Here is a 25,873-nt window from a genome sequence, read left to right on the forward strand (position 1 = left end):
TTTACACGAACAGGATGCTGTCGGTCAGAAGCGCTGCATCGTTGATGCCGATGACCGTCAGCGAACCGTGTGAGCCGAAGTCAAAAATGGTGTTCCCATCGATGACGCTTGCGTATGCAGAAATGATATCCGCAGCAGTCTCTGCCGGCGCGTCCCATGGCTCACCCATCATCGCGATTTGGTCAGTTCCAATTTTGAAATCAAGTATCTTGTCGTCGTTTCGACCTGCATAGCTTGCAAACACAAAGGTGTCTCTTCCGCCATCTCCGCGCATGACATCGGATCCTGAACCCCCTTCGATCCAGTCCTTCCCCTTGCCACCAGAAATGTAGTCGTTGTAACCTTCCCCGTAGAGGGTGTCGTCGCCGTCAAAGCCGATAATCAGGTCGCCACCGTTTCTACCGAACAAAAGGTCATTTCCGGTCTCGCCATAAAGGTAATCCTTATCGCTGCCGCCGATCAACTCGTCGTTGCCCGCGCCGCCATAGAGCCAATCTTCACCGTCTTGACCATAGAGACGGTCGTCGCCTGCACCGCCCATGGCCGTGTCATTACCGCTGGAAAGAACGATCAAATCGTTGCCCCGCATGCCGTAAACGGTCTCATCTGAAGATGTGCCAACAAAACGATCATTGCCGTCACCGAAAACGAAACCTTCGAAATCCGAAGACGCGTCTACATCAAGCAATTTCTTACCGCCGATGTGAACACGCTGATTGGTCAGCACGACCTCTACATTATCGGAGAACGCTGCGAAATTAACCCAATCCGTGCCGCCATCTAGATCCTGCAGTGTTTTGCGGTTCGCCGGATCTAGCGCGATCAAGTCCGCCAAATCCGGCGTGTAATGATACACGCTGTCCGCACTGTACGCGCCGCCTTCAAACGTCACGCCGAGGTCATAAACCTGCCCCGCGGCCACATCGCCCGCCGTGGTATCGGTGAACTCGACCGCCCATTCGCCGCTCGACAAGGTCCCGAGCGCGCTGTTGATCCCGAAGGAAAACTCGAGCGTGTTGGACTCTGGAACCAATCCCGCGCCACCCTCGGACTCCATATAGAACGCCGGCAAATGGTTGCCGTCCGGATCGACCAAGGCAATCGAGAGCTGCGAAAAATCATTGTGCATGACGTCGAGCGAGAAGGTGATGTGCTCGACCTCCATCTGCTCTGTGACGTCAAAGGTAAACACCGTCGTCGCCGGATTGGCCTCCGTGCCCTGCGCGATCGTTTGCGAGCCGGAAAACGCAACCTTGCTCACCGTCATCTCATTGGCGGATGTCGCGGCAACCGGCGAGAAAATCGACCACGCCTCGGCCATACGAACGGCACCAAAAGCATTGACCATGCCGAACCCGTAGGACGCGTGATGCGTCAGGCCGGAGCCATTCCAGTTGTTCGCCCCGTTGATCGCCCATTCGCCGACCTCGTTACCGCTCGCAGCCGCACCATAATCCGACCCGGTATGTGACGCCGACAGCGCGAGAATTTCCTGTACATCACGCCACCCCAAATCGGGATTGGCATCCAACATCAACGCCACAACGCCCGACACAATCGGTGTCGCCGCCGAGGTGCCGCCGAAGATCTCCGTGTAATCCCCGGCATCCAAACCCGCCGCGCCGGGCAGATCGGTGGTCACCGAAGCCGCAGGAGAGGCGATAAAGACAGAGGACCCGAAATTCGAATAGGACGTCGCATCGCCATAGCCATCCGTGGCCGCAACCGCGATCACATGGCGCGAATTCGGGGCACCGGTCGCCGCCGCATTGGACGCCCAGTTGCCCGACGCCTGCACGATGATCGACCCCAATCCGTCACGCCCGTTCAAGGCCGCGAGGTCGAAATACTCCGAAAAGAACTCGGCCGACGACCCGGAAGAAGACGCATTGTTCTCATCGGCAAAAGCCGGGAAAAACCCCCAACTGTTGGAGACGACGTCGAACACTTCCATATGCTCCAAGGCCTGCGAAACCGCAGAATACCCGTAGTCATATGCCGTTTCGAGAAAGTTGACCGAGGTAATGCTCGAAAGGTTGGCAACACCGACCCCCCCGAGCCCGTTGTCCGCCTCCGCGCCGATAAGCCCCGCCACCGAGGTGCCGTGCCCATCCGCAACCGTCTGGTAGGTCGCCGTATCAATCGACCCGCCCAGATCCAGCTCGAGCGCGGCGAGATAGTTGTCATCGAGATCGGCATGATCAACCGCAACGCCCGTGTCATAGACCCCGACCGTCACGCCCGCGCCGCGAAACTCCGCCCAGATCGCTTCGATGTCGCCGATCAGGCTAAAATGCCATTGGTTCGCATAGAGGGGATCGTTAAACATGGGTCAACTCATCAGGCTTGTGGGCATTCGGACATATGTCGCGAAATTCCGTGGTTAAAATAGGGCAAATGTGGGGCACATCCGACTTATTCGATGTGTATTCAGCGCATTGCGATCGTGTATTCCTCCGCCTGCGCGTCGAATAATTCCACCGCCACCTGTCCTAAAACAGGGCGGCCATTTCGCGCAGAGTATCTGTCTTTGCAGCTTTGGAGGCAACCAATCTTTCCGTTACCATCGATTTGCGCACAGTTTTTTGCCGCTCGCCCTGCGCATTTGCAAAGCAATCTACCGCCCTGCGCGCGACCCTCGAACTTAGTGACGTAACGTCACTGTTCACCACGGATTTGACGCGGTCTAGCTGACGCCTTGCTAGGTAGGCTATAGGCCACTCCGCCCCGCCATAACTGACGCATGCCGCCCGAATTTCCCCGCCAAACACGGCGATTCACAGTGCTAAGAGCCGACAGACATCAAACGCGGCCCGCCACAAAGACGGGTCAGCCGAACACTGAAATGACGACACACCGCGCGCCACTTGCGAAATTTTCCGGCCCCGACTGGCCGATCGGCCCCCCGCAAGGGACCAAAATTTCGGCGCGCAACAAAATACGGCAAAGGCAGCAGTCCCCTGCGATGGCAACTAACCGCCGATAACCACCGATGAATGCAGATGGTCAATTTGGCCTGTCGACGTTCATCGCAACAATGAATAGGGCTCAATTGAATTGGGCCTGATGACAAACTAAGGATTGGTGGCCTCGTTAGAGGCCTGGCGAAGGAAAAAATGAGTATCTCTGACAAACGTATCTTCATCACTGGTGGCGCTGGTTTTATCGGGTCCCGTCTCGCATTGCGTCTGATCGCTGACGGCGCGCAGGTAACCGTTCTGGACAACTTCCACCCGCAGGCACATGAGGGAAACCCCGACAACCGCGCCTCGCTGAACGTTGATGGAATTACCGTTGTTGAAGCCGACGTTTGTGACGCCGCCGCACTACAGGCCGCGATGAAGGCCGCGCAGCCCCACATCGTCTTCCACCTCGCCGCCGAAACCGGCACCGGCCAGTCCTTTGACCTGCCCACCCGCTATTGCAACGTCAACGTCATCGGCACCACCACCCTGATCGAAGCGATCCGCGCCACCGGCGGCGTCGAACGCGTCATCGTGGCAGGCTCGCGCTCGGTCTACGGCGAAGGCGCCTGCGTGGACGCCGACGGCCTGCCCGCCGCCGCGCTCGAACGCGATCCCGCCGATCTCAAAAACGGCGACTTCGCCCCCAAAGACCGCCACGGCCGCTCGCTCACGCCCGTGCCGACCGCCGCCGCATCCTGTCCCGTCGCCCCCGCGTCCATCTACGCCTCCAGCAAACTGATGCAGGAATACCTGCTCACACAGGCGTTCTGGGGCACCGATGTCGAGGTCGGCATCCTGCGCCTGCAAAACGTCTACGGACCCGGCCAGTCGCTCAACAACCCCTACACCGGCGTGTTGTCGATCTTCGCGCGCCAGATCCAGGAAGGCAAAACACTCGAAATCTACGAAGACGGCGTCATAACCCGTGACTTCGTGCTCGTCGACGACGTGGCCCGCGCCTTCCAGATGATGGCAGCCGCCGACCAGATGCCCAAAGGCATCGTCGACATCGGCGCAGGCTCCGGCGCAAGCATCCTCGACGTGGCCCGCATGATGCTGGTGGCCTTCGGGGAGAGCCCTGATAAGTTGCGAATCACAGGCGCCTTCCGCCCCGGCGACATCCGCTACGGCGTCGCCGACATCTCACGGGCAGCCGAACTTTTGAAATGGGAACCAGCAATGGACCTCAAAGAAGGTCTGGAGAAACTCGTGCTTTGGTCCAGCCAGCAATTTCATGAAACAACTGCCGGCTAAACTCGGCGTACCTACGCCACAACTTTGCAACCCATAGGAGAAAAACCAATGTCTGACACCGATTCCACCCTTAACGAGCGTCGTCGTATGATCTATGTGCAGCAGCGTATCGCAATTGTTCAGGACGAACTGACAGCTTTGCGTGCCGAACGTGAAGAGTTGAAAACCAAACTGTCGGCCCAAAAAGAGTCCTGAACTTTTAAGGAATTGGAGACCGAATGCTTGTCCTTCATGTGGGCCCACACAAAACGGCCAGTACCTATATTCAACAGAACCTTCACCGCGACCGTAAGGCGCTCGAGAAGGCTGGCTGGATTTACCCTGAGCTGGGAACGCTAGGACTACCCGCGCACCACGATCTAGCTCACAACTCCGGTGCCTATCTGACACCGGAGTCCGCACAACACCCGGACCTGGTAGCACTTGGTCAGTCCACTGACCAAAACCTTCTGTTTTCGGCAGAAGGTTTCTGCCGCTGGCGATTGCGCAAATTTGAGTGGCTCGCCGATGCACTCGGCCGCGACGTTATCGATGTGGTCTACGTGGTGCGCGATCCCATCGATATTTTCAATTCCTACTGGGCAGAAGAAATCAAACAGGGTTACCCTGCGGGGCTGCCTGAGAGGTTTAGCGAGCATTTCAATGACCCAATGGCGTCACGCATCCTGAATCCGATGCTGGATCTGGCGCCTCTACTGCGCTCTCCACGTGTTAAGGTGCATGCAGTGCCCTTCAATACGCTGCGTGACCGAGGCATCGACATTTACGAGAACATCTGCAAATCCGTACTCAAAATCGAAGATATGGAATTTGTGTCGGATAAGCCGAAGAACACGTCGTTTCCTATTGAATTGACAGAGTTCTTGCGACTTCTGACCTTGATGGAAGCGGGCCCCAACAAATATGTGGGCTCCGCGCTGCGCCATCGTTTCATTTCAAACACGTCACCCAAAGAACGCCAGCAACTGGTCGAACTTGTGCGCGTAAACGGGAAAGACGCGCGACGAGAAATTACGTTTGAGCCCAATCTATTCTACAAAAGACGGCTCTCCACGATGCTGCGAACAAAACTGGCGGAAAACTGGACCTTGGATATAGGCGATGACGAGTTGTTCAAAACCGAACAACAGAAATACGTCTATTACAGCGAATTTCAAATGATGAGTAATGAAGTCATAAAAAATGCCGCTGAAAGCTATTTCACACGAGTGAAAAGCTGAATCTCTCATCTAACGTGCACCTAAGAAACGAGATAAAAATCTAATGCGGAAAAGCGCAGCCATATACGTTATCCAATTCGAAATGCATGACGACCCGCACGTAAAGTACGCGGTCCAAAAGCTACGCGAAAAAGTCGACTGGTTGGTTGTCGTAACAAACAGTGCGTTTCTCGATGCAACCGATGGTGCACTCGATCATATCGGTCCTGACCGCGTGATCGCATTCGACCGAAAGCCAACAATTCTCTCCGGATACCGTCGCGGATTGCTCGATTTGCGTGAAACATCTGAAAGTTGGGGCCCTGTAATCGTTACCGGTAGCCATGTTTTCGGGCCGATTGACGGTATTGATTCCCGCATTTGGGAAATGGAAGAAAACGATGTGCACCTCTTCTCGCCCTATTGGCACAATGCTGACCTGGATGTGCGCCTTACCGATAAAAAAATCCCTTCACGTTTCGCCTATCTCGATTTTTCGGCCTTTTCTCCAACACTTCTGACCATGGACGGGTTCTGGAGCTTCTGGCGCGATCTGCCCGAAATAGAAGAATATTGGGACGAGGTGACCAAGGGCCTCATTCCTTTTTCGGACTTTCTCCGATCCGAAGGCCTTAAGGTGCAATATGCGCTTGAGGACTCGACCCTTTCGACAACTGACCCACGCAATTTTGAGGTGCACAAACTGGTGCAATTTGGGGCACCATGTTTTCCGACCTCGATTCTGTTTATCGACCCACTTCTAAATGACCTGAACGCAATCGATCTGCGCAAGGCATTGGATCTCCTTCGCGTCAAAAACCCGGAACTCTATCGTAGCGTAATCAGTTTCGCGACGCGCCGACTTCAAATGCGCCATTTCAATACGATTGCGGATCAGTACGAATTTTTGCCAGAACACTATGACGGTGAAAAATCCGAATGGGAATTCGGACGAGTGGCAGTGTTCATCCACGCCTTTTATGCGGAGATGATGCCGGAGTTTTGGGAACTCATTGAACGCCTCCCTATGGACATCCACCTGTTCCTGACGACGGCAACCGCAGATAACAAAAAGCGAATTGAAACCTTTCTGGCCGAAAAAGGCTTTCCCGCAGAAGAAACAACCGTGCGTGTGGTGGAGCAGAACAGAGGGCGCGACATGTCCTCGCTCTTCATCACTTTCCGCGATGTGATCCTCTCGGAAAAGTACTCGGTCGCATTGCGTTTGCACTCAAAACGAACTCCACAGGTGTCGCGCCAGGTTGGCGAGAGCTTCAAAGAACACCTCTTCGAGAATCTCGTGTCTTCACCGAACTATGTTCGCAATCTCCTCGATATGATGGAGCGCGAACCGGACATTGGTCTCGTAATCCCGCCGGTCATTCATATCGGCTTTGGAACTTTGGGCCACTCCTGGTTCAACAACCGCCCGAGTTTGCAACGTATCGCAACCGACATGGGGCTGCGTGTGCCATTTGATGATCACACGCCGGTGACGGCCTACGGCACAATGTATTGGTTCCGTACAGATGCGCTGCGAAAAATGTTCGAATGGAAATGGAAATGGGAAGACTACAACCCAGAGCCGCACCATTTGGACGGAGGCCTTGCGCACATTCAGGAGCGCCTGATCGGCTATTGTGTTCAGGACCGCGGGTATCGCGTGATGTCGGTGATGTCACCACGACTGGCCGCACGCAGCTACGCCAAACTGGAGTATAAACTCCAACGTCTGGCCTCGCTGACAAACTCCGGCAGTATCCTCGAACAGGTGCGCCAGCTCGAAATGAACAATTCGACCCTGCGCTCGCGGATTTATCGCGGGTTGCAGCAAAAATACGGCGCGGTGCTGACCCGCTATCCGGCCTCCCGCAACATGCTGCGCCCGTTCAAAAACGCCGTGCAGTGGGTGCTGCGCGGCTAAACCGCCTTTCGAAAAATCGGGTAATAGCTCGGGGGTGATCTAGAAGATCACTCCTGACGCCCCATGTGCACTTCGCCGCGCTTCTTGGCCAGTGCGATCTGCTTCTCGCGCTCGCGGAACCCCGCGCGGCGCTCTTCGCTCACCTCGTCGATGCAGCGGTGACAGGACACACCCTGCTCGAACTCTGGGCGCGCCTTGTCCTCGGGCAGGATCGGGCGGCGGCAGGCGTGGCACAATTCATGCGGCCCCTCTTGCAAACCGTGGCCAATCGACACGCGCCCGTCAAAAACAAAGCACTCACCTTCCCAAAGGCTTTTCTCTTCGGGCATTTCTTCGAGGTATTTAAGAATGCCGCCCTTTAAATGGTAAACGTTTTCAATCCCCTGCCCGAGCAGGTAATTTGTCGACTTTTCACACCGGATACCGCCGGTGCAAAACATCGCAATACGCTTGTTGTGAAACCGGTCTTTATTTTCTTCCCACCATTGCGGAAATTCGCCGAAACTCTTGGTATTGGGATCAATCGCCCCCTTGAAGGTGCCGATCTCGACCTCGTAGTCGTTGCGCGTGTCGATGATCGCCACGTCTTCGGCGGCGATCAGATCGTTCCATTCCTGCGGCGTGCAGTAATGTCCCACGGCGGCCAGCGGATCGACATCCGGCTGTCCCATGGTGACGATCTCTTTCTTCAACCGGACCTTCATGCGGATAAACGGCGGCTCGACCGCGCTCGACAGTTTGTAATCAAACCCGTCGCACCCCGGCAGCCCATTGATGTAACTCACCAATTTGTCGATCGACGCCGCAGTCGGCCCCGCAACCGTCCCGTTGATCCCCTCGCGCGCGAGCAAAAGAGTTCCGGTAATCCCCTCGGAAACGCATAGCTCCAACAGGGGCCCCCGCAGCGCCGCAGGGTCCTCGAAACGGGTGAAATGATAGAGTGCACAGACTGTAAACATGGGCGCTTTCCTACTCCCGCTCGGCAGGGAATTGCAAGTCTCGGCGGTTTTCGAAAATCTATTTGAATGTTTGATTATCACATATTATGCAGGGCCACTTATAACCGGGAGAACACGTAAAAATGGCAAGCATCGACATCGAAGATCTCAGCACCTCAGACCTCACAAAACTCGAAGCACAAATCGAGAAACGCAAAAAGGAACTCGCAAAAGAGAACCTGAAAACCGCATCCGAAGAAATCAAAGCGGTGCTGGCCAATTACGAACTCACTCTTGATGACGTATTGCCATTGATCTCCAAAGGCGCCGCCAAACGTGTGTCCAAGCCACGCGGCAAAGTCGCCCCCAAATACAAAAACCCCGCTGACGCGTCCCAGACATGGACCGGCCGTGGCCGCAAACCCCTCTGGGTCATCGCCGCGCTGGACTCCGGTAAAACGCTCGACGATATCGCGATCTGATCGCCCCGCGCCCCCACAGGCGCGACGCACATTGACCTCTCCGGTCGCCCCCGCCACCATGGCGCAAACCGCGACCGGAGAGAGATCATGCACCCCACATCCCACGCCCTTCTCGTCATTGACGTGCAAAACGACTTCTGCCCCGGCGGCGCGCTCGCCGTGTCGGGCGGCGATGACATCGTGGACGGCATCAACGCGCTCATGGCGGACTTCAAAACCGTGATCCTCACGCAGGACTGGCACCCCGCCGGCCACTCCTCCTTCGCTTCCACCCACAAAGCCGACCCCTTCACGATGACGCAAATGCCCTACGGCCCCCAAGTGCTCTGGCCCGACCACTGCATCCAAGGCACCAGCGGCGCCACCTTCCACCCCCGCCTGCGCACCGACGGTGACCTGATCATCCGCAAAGGCTACAACCCCGCCATCGACAGCTACTCGGCCTTCTTCGAAAACGACCACAAAACCCCCACCGGCCTCGAAGGCTACCTGCGCACCCGGGACATCGACACCCTCACCATGGTTGGTCTGGCCACCGATTTCTGCGTGAACTTCTCCGCCGTGGACGCCGCCACCCTCGGATTTGCCACCACCGTGCGCAGCGACCTTTGCCGCGCCATCGACATGGACGGATCGCTGGCCGCCGCCATGGACGCGATGAAGGGGGCAGGGGTCACAATTACGTAACACCCCCCTTGCGCCACACCCCACTTGCCTGACGCAGACCGCCGCGCCATTGTCGCCCCATATTCCCGAGGGACGATCATGCGCCCACGTCTGCTGAACACATTGCCTCAAACCACACGCACCTCGCTCGGCGGGGATGTGCTCGCCGGTATCTCCGTCGCGCTCGTGGCCCTGCCGCTCTCCATCGCCATCGCCATCGCCTCCGGCGCGCCCCCTGAAACCGGCATCATCACCGCGATCATCGGCGGCTTCTTCGTCTCGGCCTTCGGCGGCTCTCTGGTGCAGATCGGCGGCCCCACAGGCGCCTTCATCGTCGTCGTCTTCTCCGTCATCGCAGAGCACGGCATGAGCGGCCTGATCACCGCCACCTTCATGGCCGGCATCCTCCTGCTCATCGCCACCGCCCTGCGCGCAGGCACGCTCATCCGCCACATCCCCGAAGCGGTCATCAACGGCTTTACCATCGGCATCGCCGTCATCATCGCCGCCTCCCAACTCAACGACGCCCTCGGCCTCGGCATCGCCAACCTGCCCGCCGACTTCGTGCCCAAAATAGCCACGCTTTGGGCCGGATTAGGGTCGTTTTCCTTCGCCGCCTTCGCCATCTGCGTGGCCACCATCCTGCTCGTCACCCTGCTGCGCCGCGCCGCCCCGCGTCTGCCCGGCCTCGTGGTCGCACTCGCCCTGACCTCGGCCGCCGTGCCGCTGTTCAACCTGCCCGTGGACACCATCGCCGACCGCTTCGGCCCGCTCTCGGGCGCGCTGCCCAAACCCACCCTGCCGGACCTCAGCCCCGCAAAACTCGCCGAGCTCTTCCCCTCCGCCCTCATCATCGCCTTCCTCGCGGGCGTCGAATCCCTGCTCTCGGCCATCGTCGCCGACCGCATGATCGCCGACCGCCACCGCCCCAACGCCGAACTCCTCGCCCAGGGCCTCGCCAATATCGCCTCCCCGATGTTCGGCGGCCTGCCCGTCACAGGCGCCATCGCGCGCACCGCCACCAACGTGCGCGCAGGCGGGCGCACCCCGCTGGCCGGCATCGTCCACGCCCTCACCCTATTGGTGGTGATGAGCGTCGCCGCCCCGCTCGCCTCCCAACTCGTCCTGCCCGCACTCGCAGGCGTGCTCCTGCTCACCGCATGGCACATGGCCGAGGTCGACAAATGGCCCGAGTTCCTCAAAACCCGCCGCTCCGACGTGCTCCTGCTGTGCCTGACCCTCTTCCTCACCGTCTTCGCCGACCTCACCATCGCCATCGGCACAGGCGTCACCCTCGGCCTCGCCCTGCGCCTGCAAAGACGCGGCGTCCCCGACCCCGACTGGGACCCGCGTGACAAATAGCCAACCCTGCGCGCGATTTTTCACCCCCCCACTTGTAGCGCCCCGACACCGATCATAGGTCTGGCGAACGGCACCTGCGCCGTGGCCCGGACCGGCCAAAAACCGGCCCCATAGGATCACACCCCTTGCTCGACATTCTCCTCGTCACCCTCGGATTTATCGGTCTGGTTCTGGGGGGTAACGCGCTGGTGACAGGCGCCGTTGGCGTGGCGCGCCACTTCGGCATTTCCCCCATCGTCATCGGCCTCACGCTCGTGGGTTTCGGCACCTCGATGCCCGAACTCGTGACCAGCGTTCAGGCCGCCTATAGCGGCTCGGTCGGGATCGCGGTGGGCAATGTGGTCGGCTCCAACATCGCCAATATCCTGCTTATCTTGGGGGTTTCGGCTCTCCTCGCGCCAATCGCCGTCGATGCGCGCGCCTTTAAACGTGACGGCACCATGCTCGCCATCGCCACCGTCCTGACGCTCGCGCTGGTGATCGGCGGTTTCATCGGGCGCGGGGCAGGGGGGCTGCTTGTCGCCGCCCTCGTGGCCTATGTCGCCTACACCCTGCGCGCCGAACTGCGCAGCCGCACCCCCGCGGGCGACCTCTACGATGACGAGGCCGCAACCATCCCCGAAACCGCCTCCAACCTCGCCAATATCATCCGTCTGATCGCAGGCCTCGCGGTGACAATCATCTCCGCACGCCTGCTCGTGACAGGCGCGATCTCGCTAAGCACAACTTTGGGAATTTCCGACACCGTGATCGGCCTGACCGTGGTCGCCATCGGCACATCGCTGCCCGAACTCATCACCTCCGTCATCGCGGCCAAGCGGGGCCAGAGCGACGTCGCCTTCGGCAATATCATCGGCTCCAACATCTTTAACCTGCTGGGTATTCTGGGCACCACGGCGATCCTCACCCCGATTGCCGTGCCCGCAGAAATCCTGCGCATGGACATCTGGGTCATGGTCGCGGCCACGGTGCTCATGCTGGTCTTTGCGCGCACCGGATGGCACCTCAGCCGCAAAGAGGGCATCATCTTCCTCGCCCTCTACGCCGCCTACACAACCACCCTCGTGGTGCTGAACAGCTAGGCGCTAAGCAACCACCACCAATTTCCCCGGCGTAGCCCCCGCGCCCATGCGCGCCAGCGCCTGCATCGCGCCTTCGATCTGCACACGTTCCCCGATCACCGGCGAAATCACCCCGTCGCGCGCCAGACCCATCAATTCGGCCAACCGGTCGGGGCCCTGATTGACCGCCAGAACGCCGATCGACTTGCCATCGCGCCGCTTGCGCAAACCGGCCAGCGCAACGTGGATCAGAACCAACATCGGCCCGCCCACCATCATATACCGCCCACCGTCCGCGAGCGCAGGCACCAACTCCCGCGGGCGCCGCGTGCCGTACATGTCGAGGATAACATCCCAGGTCTCGCCGCTGGTCGCGAAATCCCACGCCTCGTAATCGCGCACCTCATCGGCCCCCGCCGCCGCCATCACCGACAGCTTGCCGACATTATCCACGCCCGTGACATGGGCACCCAGAGACTTGGCATATTGAATTGCCATCGGCCCCGAACCGCCGCCCGCCCCGTTGACCAGAACCCGCATCCCCGCGCGCACGCGATCCGAAAACGCATCCAACACAATCGTCCCCGACTGCGGCAAACAGGCCACCACCGTGGGATCCATATCGGCCGCCACCGGCACAAACCGATCCGCCTTGGCCACACAAATCGACGCAAATCCACCGAAACTGCCAAAAGTATCCGCCACAACCCGCTGACCGACCTGCAACGCGACACCCTCACCCACCGCCTCGACAACCCCGACCACGTCAGAGCCCAACACACGCGGGCGCGGGCGAAACGCACCGGCAAGGCGCGCATACCCCGGCCGCCCCGTCACAAACTCCCAATCGCTCGCATTCGCACCACAGGCCTCGACCCGCACCGCAACCTCGCCACGACCCGCCTCGGGCACCGCAATATCGCGCAACGACAGATTGCCGAGCCCGCCATAGCCTTTCTGCACAACCGCTTTCATCGAACCAATCCTTGCATCTTCGCGCGCCGCTCTGGTTTAACAGACCAATATCAATAAGGTGGGCACCCATGGTCGACATCGCAACCCGCGTCTATAACCACAAATGGAAGATAGACCCGATCGTCCGGTCCCTCATCGACACGGATTTCTATAAACTCCTCATGTGCCAATCGGTCTTTCGCAACAAAGCGAACACCACCGTCACATTCTCCCTCATAAACCGCTCGAAACATATCCCCCTCGCCGACATGATCGACGAAGGCGAATTGCGCGAACAACTCGACCACGTGCGATCCCTCTCGCTCACCCGTGGCGAAAGCACATGGCTGCGCGGGAACACCTTCTACGGCAAACGCCAGATGTTCACCTCCGACTTCATGGAATGGTTCGAAGGCCTGCGCCTGCCCGCCTACCACCTCGAAAGACGCGGCGACCAATACGAACTCACCTTCGAAGGCAACTGGCCCGAAGTCATGCTCTGGGAAATCCCCGCCCTCTCCATCCTCATGGAACTACGCTCACGCGCCGTCACCGGATCCATGGGCCGCTTCGAACTACAGGTCCTCTACGCCCGCGCCATGACCAAACTCTGGGAAAAGGTCGAACGCCTCAAACCTCTCGACGACCTGCGCATCGCCGACTTCGGAACCCGCCGCCGCCACTCATACCTCTGGCAGGACTGGTGCGTGCAGGCCATGACCGAAGGCCTCGGCGACAAATTCACCGGAACCTCCAACTGCCACATCGCCATGAAACGTGACCTCGAAGCCGTCGGCACAAACGCCCACGAACTCCCCATGGTCTACGCAGCCCTCTCCAAAACCGACGACGAACTCGCCAACGCCCCCTACGCCGTCCTCGCCGACTGGCACGAAGAACACGACGGCAACCTGCGCATCATCCTGCCCGACACCTACGGAACCCGCGGCTTCCTCGACCGCGCCCCCGACTGGCTCGCCGGATGGACAGGCATCCGCATCGACTCAGGCGACCCCGCAACAGGCGCCGAAATCGCCATCGACTGGTGGAAAAAACGCGGCGAAGACCCGACGCAAAAACTCATCATCTTCTCCGACGGCCTCGACGCCGACAAAATCATCGCCCTCCACAAACAATTCACCGGCCGCGTCCGCACCAGCTTCGGCTGGGGAACACTCCTGACAAACGATTTCCGAGGCCTAACCGACCACGACTCCCTCGCCCCCTTCTCCCTCGTCTGCAAAGCCATAAGCGCCAACGCAAACCCAACCGTAAAACTCTCCGACAACCCCAACAAAGCCATGGGCCCCAAGGAAGAAATTAGCCGGTATAAGAGGGTGTTCGGAGTAGGGGATCAGGTGGCTCAGGATGTGGTGGTTTAGGGGGTCAGGGCCTCGTCGATTAGTGCAATAGGGTTTAAATAGTCATTGAGAAGGTTCTCTATGACATCCTCGGGCCAATTTGACCCGAGACCGCCCCACATACTGCGAAATCCTTTTTTGTTCTTATCAACAGTGTCCGGGGCAAGAAGACTCCGCCACGCATAGTCTGCTACCTGCGAGTGAAACGTTGACTCCTCCGTTACAGAGGCCGGTAGTCCGATGAATCTTGAAATATCCTCGTAGGCTAGTTCAGCGGAAACTGCCTTTCTAAATAGATCTGGTTTGCCATGTTTCATAAGAATCAAGGAGGCCAACGTATAGTTGTAGCCATAAACATTGTTCTTGATCGATTTTTTGGGGTCGGCAATCAGAGCTATTTCAGTTAGGACTCTCTGTGCTTGCCGTATCGATTGGAACCTGAATGCCGGAAATTCTGTGATCAACACAATTACAATATCGGCAATATTTTTGTTTATGTCCATTTTTCGGGACATTTCTTCAAAGTACTTGGTCGCCACAGAATTGGGGTATCCGCGATACCCACTCCGATCTGGCAGAGTGAGGGATACCGATACAAATTTCTGGAGATATGTTTCCGCATCTACCCTATCGCCATAGCGTGATCGGACCGTGTTCAGGAGTTCTTTGATATTGACGCCAAGCACGAAATGAACTCCCGGAACGAAGAAAAAGTGCTTCATAACTTCCAGCAAATCCAACGCAAAATCCGGCCGACATCTATCGAGTTCATCAACAACAAAAACGAACTTTTTGGTTGGAACCCCATCGTCATCAGGCTCGGTAAGTTTTACTAGCGCCGCACGAAACTCAGCCATAGCGGCTCGTTTCCCGTCCTCCTTTTCCCAAAACGCATTGACTTGCTCTATTAGCTCGTCTTCTGTTCTCTCAAGTGCAGCATCCGCAACTACCCCAACGGCTTCGCTTGCCCCAGCGGTTCCCATGGCTAACCCAATTCGCAGAGCCGGACGCCACAGCTTGGCCGCCGCAGTTTTAACCATAGCGAGCGCGTCTTTCGGCTTTTTTGCCTTCTCCATGCGATCTGCCAGAACGCCGGTTAGACCAATGAGCGGATCGTCGAGAAAGTCGTTTTCAAAGGCGTCGAAGTATATGGTCGTTGCTTTACCCTTGTTTTCTATCTTGTGAGCTCCGACCCAGCACTTCAGAAAAAAACTCTTTCCAGAACCCCATGCGCCGTCCAGCGCAATTACCAATGGTTCATCGATATTCTCGACTAGTTCGGATAGGTTTCTACTTTCTCGCTCGCGAGATAATATGTCATGTTTCGCAAAACCATCTGAGTAAATATCAATATCTGCATGCGGTGGTGTAATTCTCATTTTCGGAACTCCGCTGAATATAATTCCGAAAGAAACAACAAGGGCGACTTTGGGTCAACAACTCAATTCACCCCAACTCCCCCCACACCCTAGACACCCCACACCCCAAAGCCGTACCCTCCCCCAACACCAAGGAGCGGCCACATGCTTGAATCCATCTTCGGAACCGTCTTCGTCCTCGCCATTCTGGCGGCGTCTCTCTTCATCACCTACTGGCTGTTCGTGATCGTCGCGGACATGGCAAAGGCGCGGGGGCAGAGCCGGACGCTTTGGTGGTTCATCTCCCTCATCATCACGCCCATCACCGCCATGATCGTCCTGTGGCTGTTCTTCGAGCGAACCGAGGACGCCCCGCCACCCGTGCGGTTTACTCCACCCGCCCCCTGAGCGCCTTCACCTCGCCACGGACCTTCTTGGCCTTGATCCGCCGCTCGATCGACCCTTTGGAGGGCCGCGTCTTCACACGGAATTTCGGCTTTACCGTCGCCTCGCGGATCAAATCCGCCAACCGTTCGCGCACGATCTCGCGGTTGCGCGCCTGATGGCGGGTCTCGTCGCAAAACAAAACCAACGCGCCCTCTTTCGTCCACCGCCGCCCCGCCAACCGGCGCAGACGCGATTTGACCGGATCGGGCAGACTGGGCGAGCGCGCCGCTTCGAACCGCAACTCGACCGCCGACGACACCTTGTTCACGTTCTGCCCACCCGGACCGGACGACCGCACAAACTGCTCCGTCAGCTCCCAATCGGCAATCTCGATGCTATCCGTGATCCTCAGCGGCATAAGAGCCTCTCGTAAAACATGTAAAACATGTAAAGCGGGGCGCGCGCGAAATGTAAAACCCTAACAACCCGCGCCACATTTCCGTTAAAACACTGCAAACTCACCCCCCGAACCCCCAAAAATGGAAAAGGGCTGCCCAGATCAGACAGCCCTTCGAGTTCGAAGAAGATGGGCCAGTTAGGAAGACCCAATCAGAAGTGTTCTGCGCTCAGGACTGCCTGAGAACAACGGCCCCCCTGACTGTCTTGACCTCATTTTCCAATACCACTCTAGACACTGGACCACCTCCTTTCGATGAATTGCCGATAGGACGATGGTGGCACAGATTTGGTATATGGCAAGTAAATTTATACCATACGTGCGCTCAGGCGCCCAACAATTAGGCGAAACGGCACGAGCGCGATCAAAGCAAGGGCGAGTTTTACACCCCAATCCGCCACCGCGAGCGATACCCACAACGGAACCGGCGCTCCAACGTTCAGGAACGGCACCGCATCCCACGCCCACGAAATCTCGCTATCCGCATTTTGGCCAAAGAAAACAACGCTCTGAGAAAACGCGAGGCTAAAGAAGATCGCCGTATCCAATGCCGATCCAACCAAGGTCGAAACCAAAGGCGCCCGCCACCACGCACCAGCGCGCAAGCGGTTGAAAACAAACACATCTACCATCTGCGCGACGAGAAACGCCGTCGCCGATCCCACCGCAACCCGCAGCGCAACCGCAGGGTAGCTATAGCCATCGCCCTGCAACATGATCTGCGTGCCGATCAGGCTGCAAATGATCCCGGTAATAAAGCCCGCAAAGATAACTTTCCGTGCGGAATCAGGGCCATAGACCCTATTCATCACATCGGTGACCAAAAACGCGAGCGGATAGGTAAACGCCCCCCATGTCAGCAATCCGTCCAAAAGGAGGAACTGAACGAGGATATTGGAAGCCACCACAATAGCGGCCATGGCAAAAATGCCAGTAAGAAGTCGTGTCATGATATATTCCGTTTTTTATCGAAGGTGACGGCAACTCGGCCCTTTCGGGCAGGATGGGGGCGTTTAACGCCGGTGGGGCGCACTGACAAGCCCCCTAGTTCGTAATGCGGTATTCCACAAATTCGGTGATCTGGAACGGCTTGAAATTATCGTCTGAAATCATGGTGATACGGATGCCCTGGTCATCCTCCCACACCGCGATCCCTTCCAGATTGTCGTGACTGCCCAACCCCGTCTCGATCAAAGTGACCTCATCGGTCAGCCCCTTTGGCCCCAAATCGAACCGGCGCACGCGACTCGAAAACCCGATCCCGCGGAACCACCGCTCCAACAAATAGAGCCGCCCGTCCGGCCCGAAATCGAGCCCCACAGGCAGGTATTCCCCATCGCGGCGCAGCCGGAAGGCAATGTCCCACGCCCCGTCGCGATAGCGATACACCGGAAACGGACGCTCCATTTCACCCGACCGCTCGGGCACCGCATAAACCACGCCGTCTCCATCAACGGCGAGCGCCTCCAACCCCGAATTCACCTGCAATTCGCGGAAATCCCGATAGCCCGCCGTGTCCTCTGCAAACCCGTCGAGATCGGCGTAGGACCACACGCGGTGACGGCCCTCAAAGCTCACATAGATTGTCCCGTCGGGCGCAATGGCCAGCCCCTCGGCGTCTTCCCAGAACTTCGGCAAAACCTCCGAACGACGCCCCTTGAGGAACCGCAGATCCGAAACCGCAATGCCCGAAATCACACCGTTCTCACCGCGCGTCACCGACCCCGAGGCCACGGACCCGCTATCCGTCACAGTGACAAAATCCATCCCGTCCGCGCTCAACTCCAGCCCCGAAAACCCGCCATGCTGCGGATCATCAGAGGACCATTTATAGCGACCGAGGTAGCTCGCATCCTGCGCAACGGCACCCGTGGAAAACAGGCTCAGTGCGAGGAGAGTACAGATGAACATTGCGCGGGCAGACCTGCCATTGTGAGGGGGGCTTTGGGTGCCGCCGGTTTCGCATTGGGATCAGGGGGCGGCGGGTTGAGGATGTTATTCACCCAAACCTGCGCATCCGCACATCCATCCCCTGCCGGAGGTGGCGCCTGATTGACACAGGAATTATCACCCGCTGGGCATTTGAGCCGCACGTGGAAATGATAGTGGTGACCCCACCATGGCCGCACTTTATTGAGCCACGCACGATCGCCCGTCTCGTCCTTGCACATCTGCACCTTCGCGCCGGGAAAGACGAAAATCCGTGCCACACGCGGATCAGAGGCCGCCGCCTTGATCACCTCGTGGTGCTGGGGGGTCCAGTCGCTATTCACATAGGCCCCGTTGGCGCGGCGCATCGAAATCGACGACAGGTTTTCACGCTCCGTCGCGCTCAGGTCCAACCTTTTGGGCGGCAGCATCCAGATATCCGCATCCAGCCCGATCTGGTGGCTCGCATGCCCCGACAGCATCGGCCCGCCGCGCGGCTGGCTCATGTCACCGACATAGATCCCCGCCCATCCGGGCTGACGCGCAGCCTTGCGCGACAGGTCCTGCACGAAATCGACCAACTGGGGATGACCCCAATTGCGGTTGCGCGACAGACGCATCGCCTGCCACGTCGCACCGGTTTCGGGCAATTGCGCAGCCCCGCCGACACACCCCTTGGCATAGGAGCCAAAGGATTCTGACGATTGACGACTACCCGCACTCACAGCCCCAAAGAGCTGCTTGGCAGGGCGATAATCGCTCGACGATACGGTTACATTTGAACGCGGCGCGGGTTCACCACCGCCGCAGGCCGCCAAAGCGGCAATCATCATAAAACTGGCCAGAAGTCGCACTGCTCTACGCCTCTCTTTCGCCTCTAGGGTTCACCCACGCTAACAGGATAAGGCCAATGAGGAAAAGCACGATTAACGGCGTTACGCCTAATCTCGCCGATCCGGTGGCCGCCGTGACGATCCCGATCAGGGCCGGCGCCATAAACGCCGTCGCCCGCCCCGTCAGCCCGTAAAGCCCGAAGGCCTGCGTCGATTTCTCCAGCGTCGTGTGCAACGTCATGAGCGTGCGCGACGACGACTGCAACATCCCGCCCATGCCGCCAATCAACACGCCACAGACGAAAAACACCGTGTCGGGCAGGGTCGATCCCTCCGGCAATGGCATCCCGAACAACTGCTCGCGCGACATGCCCACGACGATGAAACAAACCCCCGTCAGAACCACGATGGTGGCGATAATCACCGGCTTTGGCCCGATCCGTTTGTCGATCCGCCCGCCGATCCACGCAAACACCGCCGCCGCGATGATCGACACGATCCCGAAAATCCCCACCGTGGTCAGCGACCAGTTCAACACCAGCTTCGCATAGACCCCGCCAAAGCTGTAAATCCCGTTGAGCGCATCGCGGTAAAACATCGACCCGATAAGAAACGCGCTCATACTGCGGCGATGACGCAGACCCGTGACGGAATCTTTGAGCGACGCCATCGCGCCGGAAAAGCTCGCCTTCAACTTCGTCGCACCCAGATCATGCACCCACATGAAATAGGGCACCATGAACAGCGCAAACCATAGCGCGGTGAAGGGGCCGACAAACCGCGTGCCCTCACGCGCCGCCGCATCCAACCCGAACAACGGCTTGACCCCGAACAACGTCAGCCCGCTCTCCTGCTCCACCAACAGCCCGAGCGCCAATACCAGCGCGATCAACCCGCCCAGATAGCCAAAGGCGAACCCCGTCCCCGAAACCTTCCCGATCTCTTCCTGCGACCCCAACGTGGGCAGCTGCGCATTGGTGAAAATCAACGCGAACTCGGCGCCGATGAACCCGACGCCAAAGGCGGCCAGCATCAACCACATGTTCCCGCCCGCCGGATCGGTGAACCACAACAAAGACGCCCCGATCACATAAAGACCGGAAAAGAAGATAACCCACGGAATCCGCCGCCCCGTGGTATCGGCCAATGCCCCCACAACAGGCGCACCAATGCCCACAGCGATCCCCACGAGCGTCAGGCACAGCGACCAAACGCTCTGCGCCCGCGCATCCGCGGCAACCTCGCTCAGACCCGTGCCCATGAAATAACTCGCGGCAACGGCGGCAAAAAACGGCCCGTAGATGAAGGTCAAAAGGAGTGTGTTATAGGGCTGCGACGCCCAATCGAAGAAGTACCAACCCCAAATGCGCTTACGCATTGTTGTGTCGTTCATGCCCATGCCCCGTCTATTGCTTTGTTGGCGATAGAATAGGCAAACCGGACGCGAGGCAACGGAATTAAACGGGCTCAGCTATCCTGCATCGGCGGCCAAGGGCGCAAACGGTCGGTCTCCACCCACCCCTGAACCCACGCGGGCAGGGCAGGGCTCACAACGCCCGGTTCGACCATATCGGCCAACTCCTGGGGGTTGATCATCTTGCCCTTGCGCGTCACCGCCCCGCGGATCAGCACATGGTTGCAACACTCCCCCGCGCCATTCCACATCGACTGCTCCATATAGAGGAACCTGTCGTCATAGCCGATCGCGCGCGTGCGCATTTCGAGACGCTGGAATGTGGTGACCCGCTTGCGATAGCGCACCGACGCCCCCGCCACGGCCAATCCCAAACGATTGTCCTTGATCGCCTTGGCACTGCCATTGCGCAAAGACATCGGCAAACGCCCCAGATCGAACAGGGTCAGCGTGCGCCCGTTGTTGAGCTCCATCCACAGGTCGATATCCCACGGCCAACAGATGTGGTGGGAAACATGGGTGTCGAAATACCCCAAAGGCGGCATACGCCGTGCCTTGGACATTTGGTAGATCATGCGGATAACTGGATACATGCACGCACCGTCGCAGTTTTTTCTGCAACTGCAAATACGACGTAACGGCACAGCTAACTTGCACTCATGCGCATGAACCCCTACCTCTCTGGGAACCCTAAAAACGGACCTGTTACATGCTCTCCATTCTCCAAATCCTCCTGATGATCCTCGGTGTCGTCAAATTCGTCATGATCGTCCACATCATCATGAGCTGGCTGATCAACTTTCAGGTCCTCAATATCCGCCAACCGCTGGTCAGCCAGATCTGGTACGGCCTCACCCGCCTGCTGGAGCCGATCTACGCCCCGATCCGCCGCCTCCTGCCTGCGATGGGCGGCCTCGACCTCGCGCCTCTGGTGGCGTTCCTTGCGATCTACGCAATCGAGATTGTGATCCGCAACAACGCCCACCTGCTGATCTAAGCACATTCCGCACTTGAGGCCCTGCCACTGGCGTGCGAATCTGACGCCAACCAAATAGAGCAGGGCACAATGGAACAGGCGCGGGCACTTCTCGCTTCAGTCTTCGGATTCGATGATTTCCGACCCGGTCAGGCGGAGATCGTGGAGGCCGTCACGAAAGGCAGCAACGTGCTTGCCATCATGCCCACGGGCGGGGGCAAATCGCTGTGCTTCCAACTCCCCGCGCTCTGCTCGGATGGGCTGACGGTCGTCATTTCGCCCCTCATCGCCCTGATGCGCGATCAAGTCGAAGGGTTGCGCGCCGCCGGTGTTGCCGCAGGCGCGCTGACCTCCGGCAATACGGATGAGGAAAACGACGCCATCTTCGCCGCCCTGAATGAGGGCTCTCTCAAACTCCTCTACATGGCTCCCGAACGCCTCGCCTCGGGTGGCACGCTGCCGCTGCTCAAACGCGCAGGCGTCGCCCATATCGCGGTGGACGAGGCGCATTGTGTCTCCCAATGGGGCCATGATTTCCGCCCCGACTACCTGCGCATCGGTGATCTGCGCCGCGCGCTGGGCGTGCCGCTGGCCGCCTTCACCGCCACCGCCGACGCCGAAACCCGCGCCGAAATCGTCACGCGCCTGTTTGACGGCGATGCGCCCGAAATCTTCCTGCGCGGCTTTGATCGCCCCAATATCCACCTCGCCTTCGCGGTAAAAGACAGCCCCCGCCGCCAGATCCTCGACTTCGCGGGCGCACGTAAAGGCCAGTCCGGCATCGTCTACTGCGGCACCCGCGCCAAAACCGAAAGCCTCGCCAAGGCTCTGGTGGAATCCGGCCACAACGCGCTCGCCTACCACGGCGGCATGGACGGCGACCGGCGCCGCGAAGTCGAACGCCGCTTCCAACAGGATGACGAGGTCATCGTCGTGGCCACCGTCGCCTTCGGCATGGGCATCGACAAACCCGACATCCGCTGGGTCGCCCACGCCGATCTGCCCAAATCCATCGAAGGCTACTATCAGGAAATCGGCCGCGCAGGCCGCGATGGCGCGCCTGCCGAAACGCTCACGCTCTACGGTGCCGATGACATCCGGTTCCGCCGCTCCCAAATCGACGAAAGCCCCGCGCCCCCCGAACGCCGCGCCGCCGATCACGCCCGCCTCAATGCGCTCCTCGGTCTCGCCGAGGCCCAGACATGCCGCCGCCAGACCCTGCTCGCCTTCTTCGGCGAAGAGGCCACCGCTTGCGGGCACTGCGACCTCTGCGACACCCCGCCCGAGATTTTCGACGGCACAGAGGCGGTGCGCAAAGCCCTCTCCGCCGTCCTGCGCTGTGACCAAGGCTTCGGTGCGGGCCATCTCATCGACGTGCTGATGGGCAAATCATCGGATAAAACCAAACAATGGGGCCACGACGCCCTCTCGGTCTTCGGGGTCGGGCGCGAATACTCCAAACCGCAATGGCAGGCCGTGTTCCGCCAGATGATGGGCGCCGACCTGATCCGCCCCGATCCCGCCCGCTTTGGCGCGTTGTTCATGACCGAACCCGCGATGCCGATCCTCAAAGGCGAAGGCACCATCACCTTGCGCCGCGACACCATCACCAAAACCAAATCCTACCCCGTGGTGCGCGCGCTGGTGGGCGAAGAAGACGCGCCGCTCCTCTCCGCGCTCAAAGCCAAACGGCGCGGCCTCGCCGAAGAGGCCCGCGTGCCCGCCTATGTGGTCTTCCCCGACCGCACCCTGATCGAAATGGCCCAGAACCGCCCGCAAACGCTCGACGCCATGGCGCGCATCGGCGGGGTCGGGGCCAAGAAACTGGAACGCTACGGTGATATCTTCCTCGCCGTGATCCTCGGCGCAGAGGCCCCCCACATGCACCCCGCCCGCCGCAAATTGGCCAGCGAAGGGGGCGGCGATCTCTTCGATCAACTGCAGACCATCCAGACCCGCCTGACCCGCGGCGACTGCGGAACGCTCAAACCGCTCACGCTCACACCGTCCCAAATCAGCAAAATCGTCAAAATGCGCCCGCGCGACATCGACGCGCTATCCCGCATCGTGGGCGAGGCGCGCGCCGAACGGTTCGGCGCGGATATGATCGACGCGCTGAGCGCCTGATCCCCGCCCTCAGGCGCTCATCACCGCCGCATCGTCAACCACGTTGATCTCACGACACTCCGCGGGCTTGGAGGCCAGAATCCGGTCGATGATCGCAGGCTTGCGCAGCGGCTTGGTCAGATAATGGTCCAACCCATGCGCGAGGATTTCCTGATCGTCGCCTGCCATCGCATGCGCCGTCAGCGCCACGATCGGCACATGGCGACCGGTCTCGGCTTCGATGCGCCGGATTTCCCGCGTCGCCTCTTTGCCATCCACCTCGGGCATCGAAATATCCATGAACACCAGATCGGGCTCAAAGGCGTGGTATTCCTCAATCGCCTCGCGCCCGTTGGTGGCAAACCGCAAATCAATATCCAGCGATTTGAGCATTTTCCCGAACACCAGCCGGTTGGTTTTATTGTCCTCGGCGGCCAGCACCCGCATGGCGCGCGCCTGTGGAACCACCTGAACATCGGCGCGCGACGGCGGGGAGAGCGCGGCAAGCGTGCGCCACAAATCCTCCCGCATCAGCGGCTTTTGCAGCGCCGTCACCGTCTTCACCGTGAGTGAGCGCGCCGACACCGGACCCGAGGTCATCAACATGATCGGCGCCTTGATCCCCTGATCGCGCAGCATCTCGATCAAGGCGGGCATATCCGTATCGGGCAACCCGTCAGAGATCAGATACACCTGCCCGTCAGGCGCCTCCGCCAACATCTGCGCGGCGGTGTCATAGGCCGACACCCGCAACCCCAAAGCCGTCATCTGCTTTTCAAGAATGAGCGCACTGGCGCGCACATTGTCGAGCAGGACCGCATGCTGCATCCAGTCGGGCAACACAGGCGTCTCGCTCTGCGTCACTACATCCATCGTCACGTGAAACCCGAAACACGACCCCGTGCCGCATTCGCTATCGACCCAAACCTCGCCGTTCATCAAAGAAACCAACTGACGCGTAATCGCCAATCCCAACCCCGTGCCCTCGAACTTGCGGTTGCGATCATCCTCGACCTGATTGAACTCGCCGAACACATGTTCGATCATCTCCGGCGCAATCCCTATCCCTGTGTCCTCGACCGACACATGCACGCGCGACCGCTTGCCGTTTTCCTCGGGCAAACCGACCACACGCACCACCACATGACCCTCATGGGTAAACTTCACCGCATTGCCGATCAGGTTGGTCAAAACCTGCCGCACCCGACCCGGATCGCCGATGAAACTGGTCGGCATGAACATGTCGTAATCGATAATCAGATCGAGCCCCTTTTGCGCCGCACTCGGCTGCAACAGGACCAACACATCGTGGATACAGCGCTCCAGATCGAACGGCTCGGGATGCAGCGTCAGCTTCGTCGCCTCGATCTTGGAATAGTCCAACACATCGTTGATCAACCCGAGCAACGCCTCGCCCGAACTCTTGATCGTCTCCACATAGAGGTTCTGTTCCTCGTCGAGCGTCGTCTCGCAGAGCAAATCCGCCATCCCCACCATGCCGTTCATCGGCGTGCGGATTTCGTGGCTCATATTGGCGAGGAACGACGACTTGGCACGGTTCGCCGCCTCCGCCCGCGACCGCGCTTTTTTCAGCCGCTCTTCATAGCGGATCGTTGAGGTGATATTGAGACCGAGCGACACCATATCGCCCACCGACGACCGGCGATCCACCAACTTCACGAACTGGTTGTTCCACAACCGCACCACATGGGGCTCGCGCACAGGCGCACGCCACCGCGCCATCGCCCGCTCGATATAGGTGCCCCGATCAAGGTCGCCGATATCCAACAACCCCTCTTCCACGGCCAGCGTCACGATCTCCTCGTAACTCACCCCGGGGCGGATCGCCTCCAACCCGTCGAACACCTGCAAATAGGCCGGATTGGCCGCAACCAGGGTGTCGGAGGGATCAAAAACCGCGAACCCGTCCTGAATGGTCTCCAGCGAATCCCACAACCGCCGCTCCGCGATCACCGCCGCCGTATGCGCCTTTTCCAGATCGACCTTGGTGCGTGAATTCTCGTCGCGCAAATGCGCCGTCTCTTCGCGCGTCACAACGATTTCATCACTCAGAGACCGCGCATGGCGCGACAGCTTTCTGTTGGCCTCATATAGCTCGGCCTGCTTAAGCTCTAACAAACGCTCGGCTGCCAACCGGCCACGGCGTTCCAGCATCATCTCTTCGGACAAATCCATCGCATATCTCCTGACGGCCCGCCGTTTCAGGCAGTTGGGTCAGAGAGTCG

23 protein-coding genes are annotated in these 25,873 nt (G+C 59.1%); 12 read left to right on the top strand and 11 right to left on the bottom strand.

Annotation, left to right across the window (positions count from 1 at the left end):
* Position 1: 1 nt before the first annotated feature.
* Positions 2-2,329: a S8 family serine peptidase gene (locus ABD815_RS03870; RefSeq protein WP_344843699.1), complete on the bottom strand. Its 2,328-nt coding sequence runs from the start codon at positions 2,327-2,329 to the stop codon at positions 2-4.
* Positions 2,330-3,116: 787 nt separating this feature from the next.
* Here ABD815_RS03870 and ABD815_RS03875 point away from each other — a divergent pair.
* Genes ABD815_RS03875 through ABD815_RS03890 form a run of 4 tightly spaced genes read left to right on the top strand, consistent with a single transcriptional unit; the run spans position 3,117 to position 7,343 of the window.
* Entirely contained in the window at positions 3,117-4,220 is a 1,104-nt protein-coding gene (locus ABD815_RS03875; RefSeq protein ID WP_344843701.1) for an NAD-dependent epimerase/dehydratase family protein, read from the top strand.
* 48 nt (positions 4,221-4,268) lie between these two features.
* The gene (locus ABD815_RS03880; protein WP_344843703.1) at positions 4,269-4,415 is read left to right on the top strand and encodes a hypothetical protein; all 147 of its coding nucleotides are present in this window, start codon (positions 4,269-4,271) and stop codon (positions 4,413-4,415) included.
* A 23-nt stretch (positions 4,416-4,438) separates the two neighbouring features.
* Complete coding sequence (locus tag ABD815_RS03885) at positions 4,439-5,440, top strand: hypothetical protein (protein WP_344843706.1); 1,002 nt, start codon at positions 4,439-4,441, stop codon at positions 5,438-5,440.
* A gap of 43 nt (positions 5,441-5,483) precedes the next feature.
* On the top strand, positions 5,484-7,343 hold the full coding sequence (locus ABD815_RS03890) for a rhamnan synthesis F family protein (protein WP_344843709.1): 1,860 nt from the start codon (positions 5,484-5,486) through the stop codon (positions 7,341-7,343).
* A 47-nt stretch (positions 7,344-7,390) separates the two neighbouring features.
* Here ABD815_RS03890 and trhO read toward each other — a convergent pair whose 3' ends face one another.
* The gene (trhO, locus tag ABD815_RS03895) at positions 7,391-8,302 is read right to left on the bottom strand and encodes an oxygen-dependent tRNA uridine(34) hydroxylase TrhO (RefSeq protein ID WP_344843710.1); all 912 of its coding nucleotides are present in this window, start codon (positions 8,300-8,302) and stop codon (positions 7,391-7,393) included.
* Between the two features lie 122 nt (positions 8,303-8,424).
* Here trhO and ABD815_RS03900 point away from each other — a divergent pair, with 122 nt between their 5' ends.
* The 4 genes from ABD815_RS03900 (at position 8,425) to ABD815_RS03915 (ending at position 11,873) form a co-directional block, all read left to right on the top strand.
* Entirely contained in the window at positions 8,425-8,763 is a 339-nt protein-coding gene (locus ABD815_RS03900) for an H-NS histone family protein (RefSeq protein WP_344843713.1), read from the top strand.
* 87 nt (positions 8,764-8,850) lie between these two features.
* On the top strand, positions 8,851-9,450 hold the full coding sequence (gene pncA / locus ABD815_RS03905) for a bifunctional nicotinamidase/pyrazinamidase (RefSeq protein ID WP_344843715.1): 600 nt from the start codon (positions 8,851-8,853) through the stop codon (positions 9,448-9,450).
* Positions 9,451-9,528: 78 nt separating this feature from the next.
* The gene (locus ABD815_RS03910; RefSeq protein WP_344843716.1) at positions 9,529-10,791 is read left to right on the top strand and encodes a SulP family inorganic anion transporter; all 1,263 of its coding nucleotides are present in this window, start codon (positions 9,529-9,531) and stop codon (positions 10,789-10,791) included.
* Between the two features lie 125 nt (positions 10,792-10,916).
* Positions 10,917-11,873: a calcium/sodium antiporter gene (locus tag ABD815_RS03915; protein ID WP_344843718.1), complete on the top strand. Its 957-nt coding sequence runs from the start codon at positions 10,917-10,919 to the stop codon at positions 11,871-11,873.
* Positions 11,874-11,876: 3 nt separating this feature from the next.
* Here the strand turns inward: ABD815_RS03915 and ABD815_RS03920 are convergent, their stop codons facing one another.
* Entirely contained in the window at positions 11,877-12,827 is a 951-nt protein-coding gene (locus ABD815_RS03920; RefSeq protein WP_344843720.1) for an NAD(P)-dependent alcohol dehydrogenase, read from the bottom strand.
* 68 nt (positions 12,828-12,895) lie between these two features.
* Here ABD815_RS03920 and pncB point away from each other — a divergent pair, with 68 nt between their 5' ends.
* Positions 12,896-14,188 (top strand): nicotinate phosphoribosyltransferase, encoded by a 1,293-nt coding sequence (gene pncB / locus ABD815_RS03925; RefSeq protein WP_344843722.1) that lies wholly within the window; start codon positions 12,896-12,898, stop codon positions 14,186-14,188.
* On the opposite strand, the gene ABD815_RS03930 is transcribed toward pncB, so the two are convergent.
* Positions 14,185-15,546 (bottom strand): KAP family P-loop NTPase fold protein, encoded by a 1,362-nt coding sequence (locus tag ABD815_RS03930; RefSeq protein ID WP_344843725.1) that lies wholly within the window; start codon positions 15,544-15,546, stop codon positions 14,185-14,187. The two genes, pncB and ABD815_RS03930, sit on opposite strands and share 4 nt — an antisense overlap.
* Positions 15,547-15,690: 144 nt before the next feature.
* Between ABD815_RS03930 and ABD815_RS03935 the strand changes: the two genes are divergently transcribed.
* Positions 15,691-15,933, top strand: a complete 243-nt coding sequence (locus ABD815_RS03935; RefSeq protein ID WP_344843728.1) for a hypothetical protein — start codon at positions 15,691-15,693, stop codon at positions 15,931-15,933.
* Here the strand turns inward: ABD815_RS03935 and arfB are convergent.
* From arfB to ABD815_RS03965, 6 genes are all read right to left on the bottom strand, one after another.
* Complete coding sequence (gene arfB, locus ABD815_RS03940) at positions 15,914-16,330, bottom strand: alternative ribosome rescue aminoacyl-tRNA hydrolase ArfB (protein WP_344843730.1); 417 nt, start codon at positions 16,328-16,330, stop codon at positions 15,914-15,916. The genes ABD815_RS03935 and arfB overlap by 20 nt on opposite strands.
* A 347-nt stretch (positions 16,331-16,677) precedes the next feature.
* On the bottom strand, positions 16,678-17,319 hold the full coding sequence (locus ABD815_RS03945) for a queuosine precursor transporter (protein WP_344843732.1): 642 nt from the start codon (positions 17,317-17,319) through the stop codon (positions 16,678-16,680).
* 94 nt (positions 17,320-17,413) lie between these two features.
* Positions 17,414-18,280 (bottom strand): esterase-like activity of phytase family protein, encoded by an 867-nt coding sequence (locus ABD815_RS03950; protein ID WP_344843734.1) that lies wholly within the window; start codon positions 18,278-18,280, stop codon positions 17,414-17,416.
* Positions 18,253-19,131 carry a penicillin-insensitive murein endopeptidase gene (mepA, locus tag ABD815_RS03955; RefSeq protein ID WP_344844262.1) on the bottom strand — a complete coding sequence of 293 codons (879 nt, stop codon included), beginning with the start codon at positions 19,129-19,131 and terminating at the stop codon, positions 18,253-18,255. The genes ABD815_RS03950 and mepA overlap by 28 nt, the downstream gene beginning before the upstream one ends.
* Before the next feature lie 25 nt (positions 19,132-19,156).
* Entirely contained in the window at positions 19,157-20,524 is a 1,368-nt protein-coding gene (locus ABD815_RS03960; protein ID WP_344843737.1) for an MFS transporter, read from the bottom strand.
* A gap of 74 nt (positions 20,525-20,598) precedes the next feature.
* Positions 20,599-21,138 carry an acyl-CoA thioesterase gene (locus tag ABD815_RS03965; protein ID WP_344843740.1) on the bottom strand — a complete coding sequence of 180 codons (540 nt, stop codon included), beginning with the start codon at positions 21,136-21,138 and terminating at the stop codon, positions 20,599-20,601.
* A 116-nt stretch (positions 21,139-21,254) separates the two neighbouring features.
* Here ABD815_RS03965 and ABD815_RS03970 point away from each other — a divergent pair, with 116 nt between their 5' ends.
* Complete coding sequence (locus ABD815_RS03970; RefSeq protein ID WP_344843742.1) at positions 21,255-21,542, top strand: YggT family protein; 288 nt, start codon at positions 21,255-21,257, stop codon at positions 21,540-21,542.
* 69 nt (positions 21,543-21,611) lie between these two features.
* The gene (recQ, locus tag ABD815_RS03975) at positions 21,612-23,648 is read left to right on the top strand and encodes a DNA helicase RecQ (protein WP_344843744.1); all 2,037 of its coding nucleotides are present in this window, start codon (positions 21,612-21,614) and stop codon (positions 23,646-23,648) included.
* A 9-nt stretch (positions 23,649-23,657) separates the two neighbouring features.
* Here the strand turns inward: recQ and ABD815_RS03980 are convergent, their stop codons facing one another.
* Entirely contained in the window at positions 23,658-25,823 is a 2,166-nt protein-coding gene (locus ABD815_RS03980; protein ID WP_344843747.1) for an ATP-binding protein, read from the bottom strand.
* Between the last annotated feature and the right edge of the window lie 50 nt (positions 25,824-25,873).

The sequence above is a fragment of the Celeribacter arenosi genome (genome assembly GCF_039539485.1).
Taxonomy (GTDB): domain Bacteria; phylum Pseudomonadota; class Alphaproteobacteria; order Rhodobacterales; family Rhodobacteraceae; genus Celeribacter; species Celeribacter arenosi.

Coding starts and splice junctions, on each gene's coding strand:
- ABD815_RS03870 (WP_344843699.1), bottom strand. CDS start 2,329: ATGTTTAACGATCCCCTCTATGCGAACCAATGGCATTTTAGCCTGATC.
- ABD815_RS03875 (WP_344843701.1), top strand. CDS start 3,117: ATGAGTATCTCTGACAAACGTATCTTCATCACTGGTGGCGCTGGTTTT.
- ABD815_RS03880 (WP_344843703.1), top strand. CDS start 4,269: ATGTCTGACACCGATTCCACCCTTAACGAGCGTCGTCGTATGATCTAT.
- ABD815_RS03885 (WP_344843706.1), top strand. CDS start 4,439: ATGCTTGTCCTTCATGTGGGCCCACACAAAACGGCCAGTACCTATATT.
- ABD815_RS03890 (WP_344843709.1), top strand. CDS start 5,484: ATGCGGAAAAGCGCAGCCATATACGTTATCCAATTCGAAATGCATGAC.
- trhO (WP_344843710.1), bottom strand. CDS start 8,302: ATGTTTACAGTCTGTGCACTCTATCATTTCACCCGTTTCGAGGACCCT.
- ABD815_RS03900 (WP_344843713.1), top strand. CDS start 8,425: ATGGCAAGCATCGACATCGAAGATCTCAGCACCTCAGACCTCACAAAA.
- pncA (WP_344843715.1), top strand. CDS start 8,851: ATGCACCCCACATCCCACGCCCTTCTCGTCATTGACGTGCAAAACGAC.
- ABD815_RS03910 (WP_344843716.1), top strand. CDS start 9,529: ATGCGCCCACGTCTGCTGAACACATTGCCTCAAACCACACGCACCTCG.
- ABD815_RS03920 (WP_344843720.1), bottom strand. CDS start 12,827: ATGAAAGCGGTTGTGCAGAAAGGCTATGGCGGGCTCGGCAATCTGTCG.
- pncB (WP_344843722.1), top strand. CDS start 12,896: ATGGTCGACATCGCAACCCGCGTCTATAACCACAAATGGAAGATAGAC.
- ABD815_RS03930 (WP_344843725.1), bottom strand. CDS start 15,546: ATGAGAATTACACCACCGCATGCAGATATTGATATTTACTCAGATGGT.
- ABD815_RS03935 (WP_344843728.1), top strand. CDS start 15,691: ATGCTTGAATCCATCTTCGGAACCGTCTTCGTCCTCGCCATTCTGGCG.
- arfB (WP_344843730.1), bottom strand. CDS start 16,330: ATGCCGCTGAGGATCACGGATAGCATCGAGATTGCCGATTGGGAGCTG.
- ABD815_RS03945 (WP_344843732.1), bottom strand. CDS start 17,319: ATGACACGACTTCTTACTGGCATTTTTGCCATGGCCGCTATTGTGGTG.
- ABD815_RS03950 (WP_344843734.1), bottom strand. CDS start 18,280: ATGTTCATCTGTACTCTCCTCGCACTGAGCCTGTTTTCCACGGGTGCC.
- mepA (WP_344844262.1), bottom strand. CDS start 19,131: ATGATGATTGCCGCTTTGGCGGCCTGCGGCGGTGGTGAACCCGCGCCG.
- ABD815_RS03960 (WP_344843737.1), bottom strand. CDS start 20,524: ATGAACGACACAACAATGCGTAAGCGCATTTGGGGTTGGTACTTCTTC.
- ABD815_RS03965 (WP_344843740.1), bottom strand. CDS start 21,138: ATGTATCCAGTTATCCGCATGATCTACCAAATGTCCAAGGCACGGCGT.
- ABD815_RS03970 (WP_344843742.1), top strand. CDS start 21,255: ATGCTCTCCATTCTCCAAATCCTCCTGATGATCCTCGGTGTCGTCAAA.
- recQ (WP_344843744.1), top strand. CDS start 21,612: ATGGAACAGGCGCGGGCACTTCTCGCTTCAGTCTTCGGATTCGATGAT.
- ABD815_RS03980 (WP_344843747.1), bottom strand. CDS start 25,823: ATGGATTTGTCCGAAGAGATGATGCTGGAACGCCGTGGCCGGTTGGCA.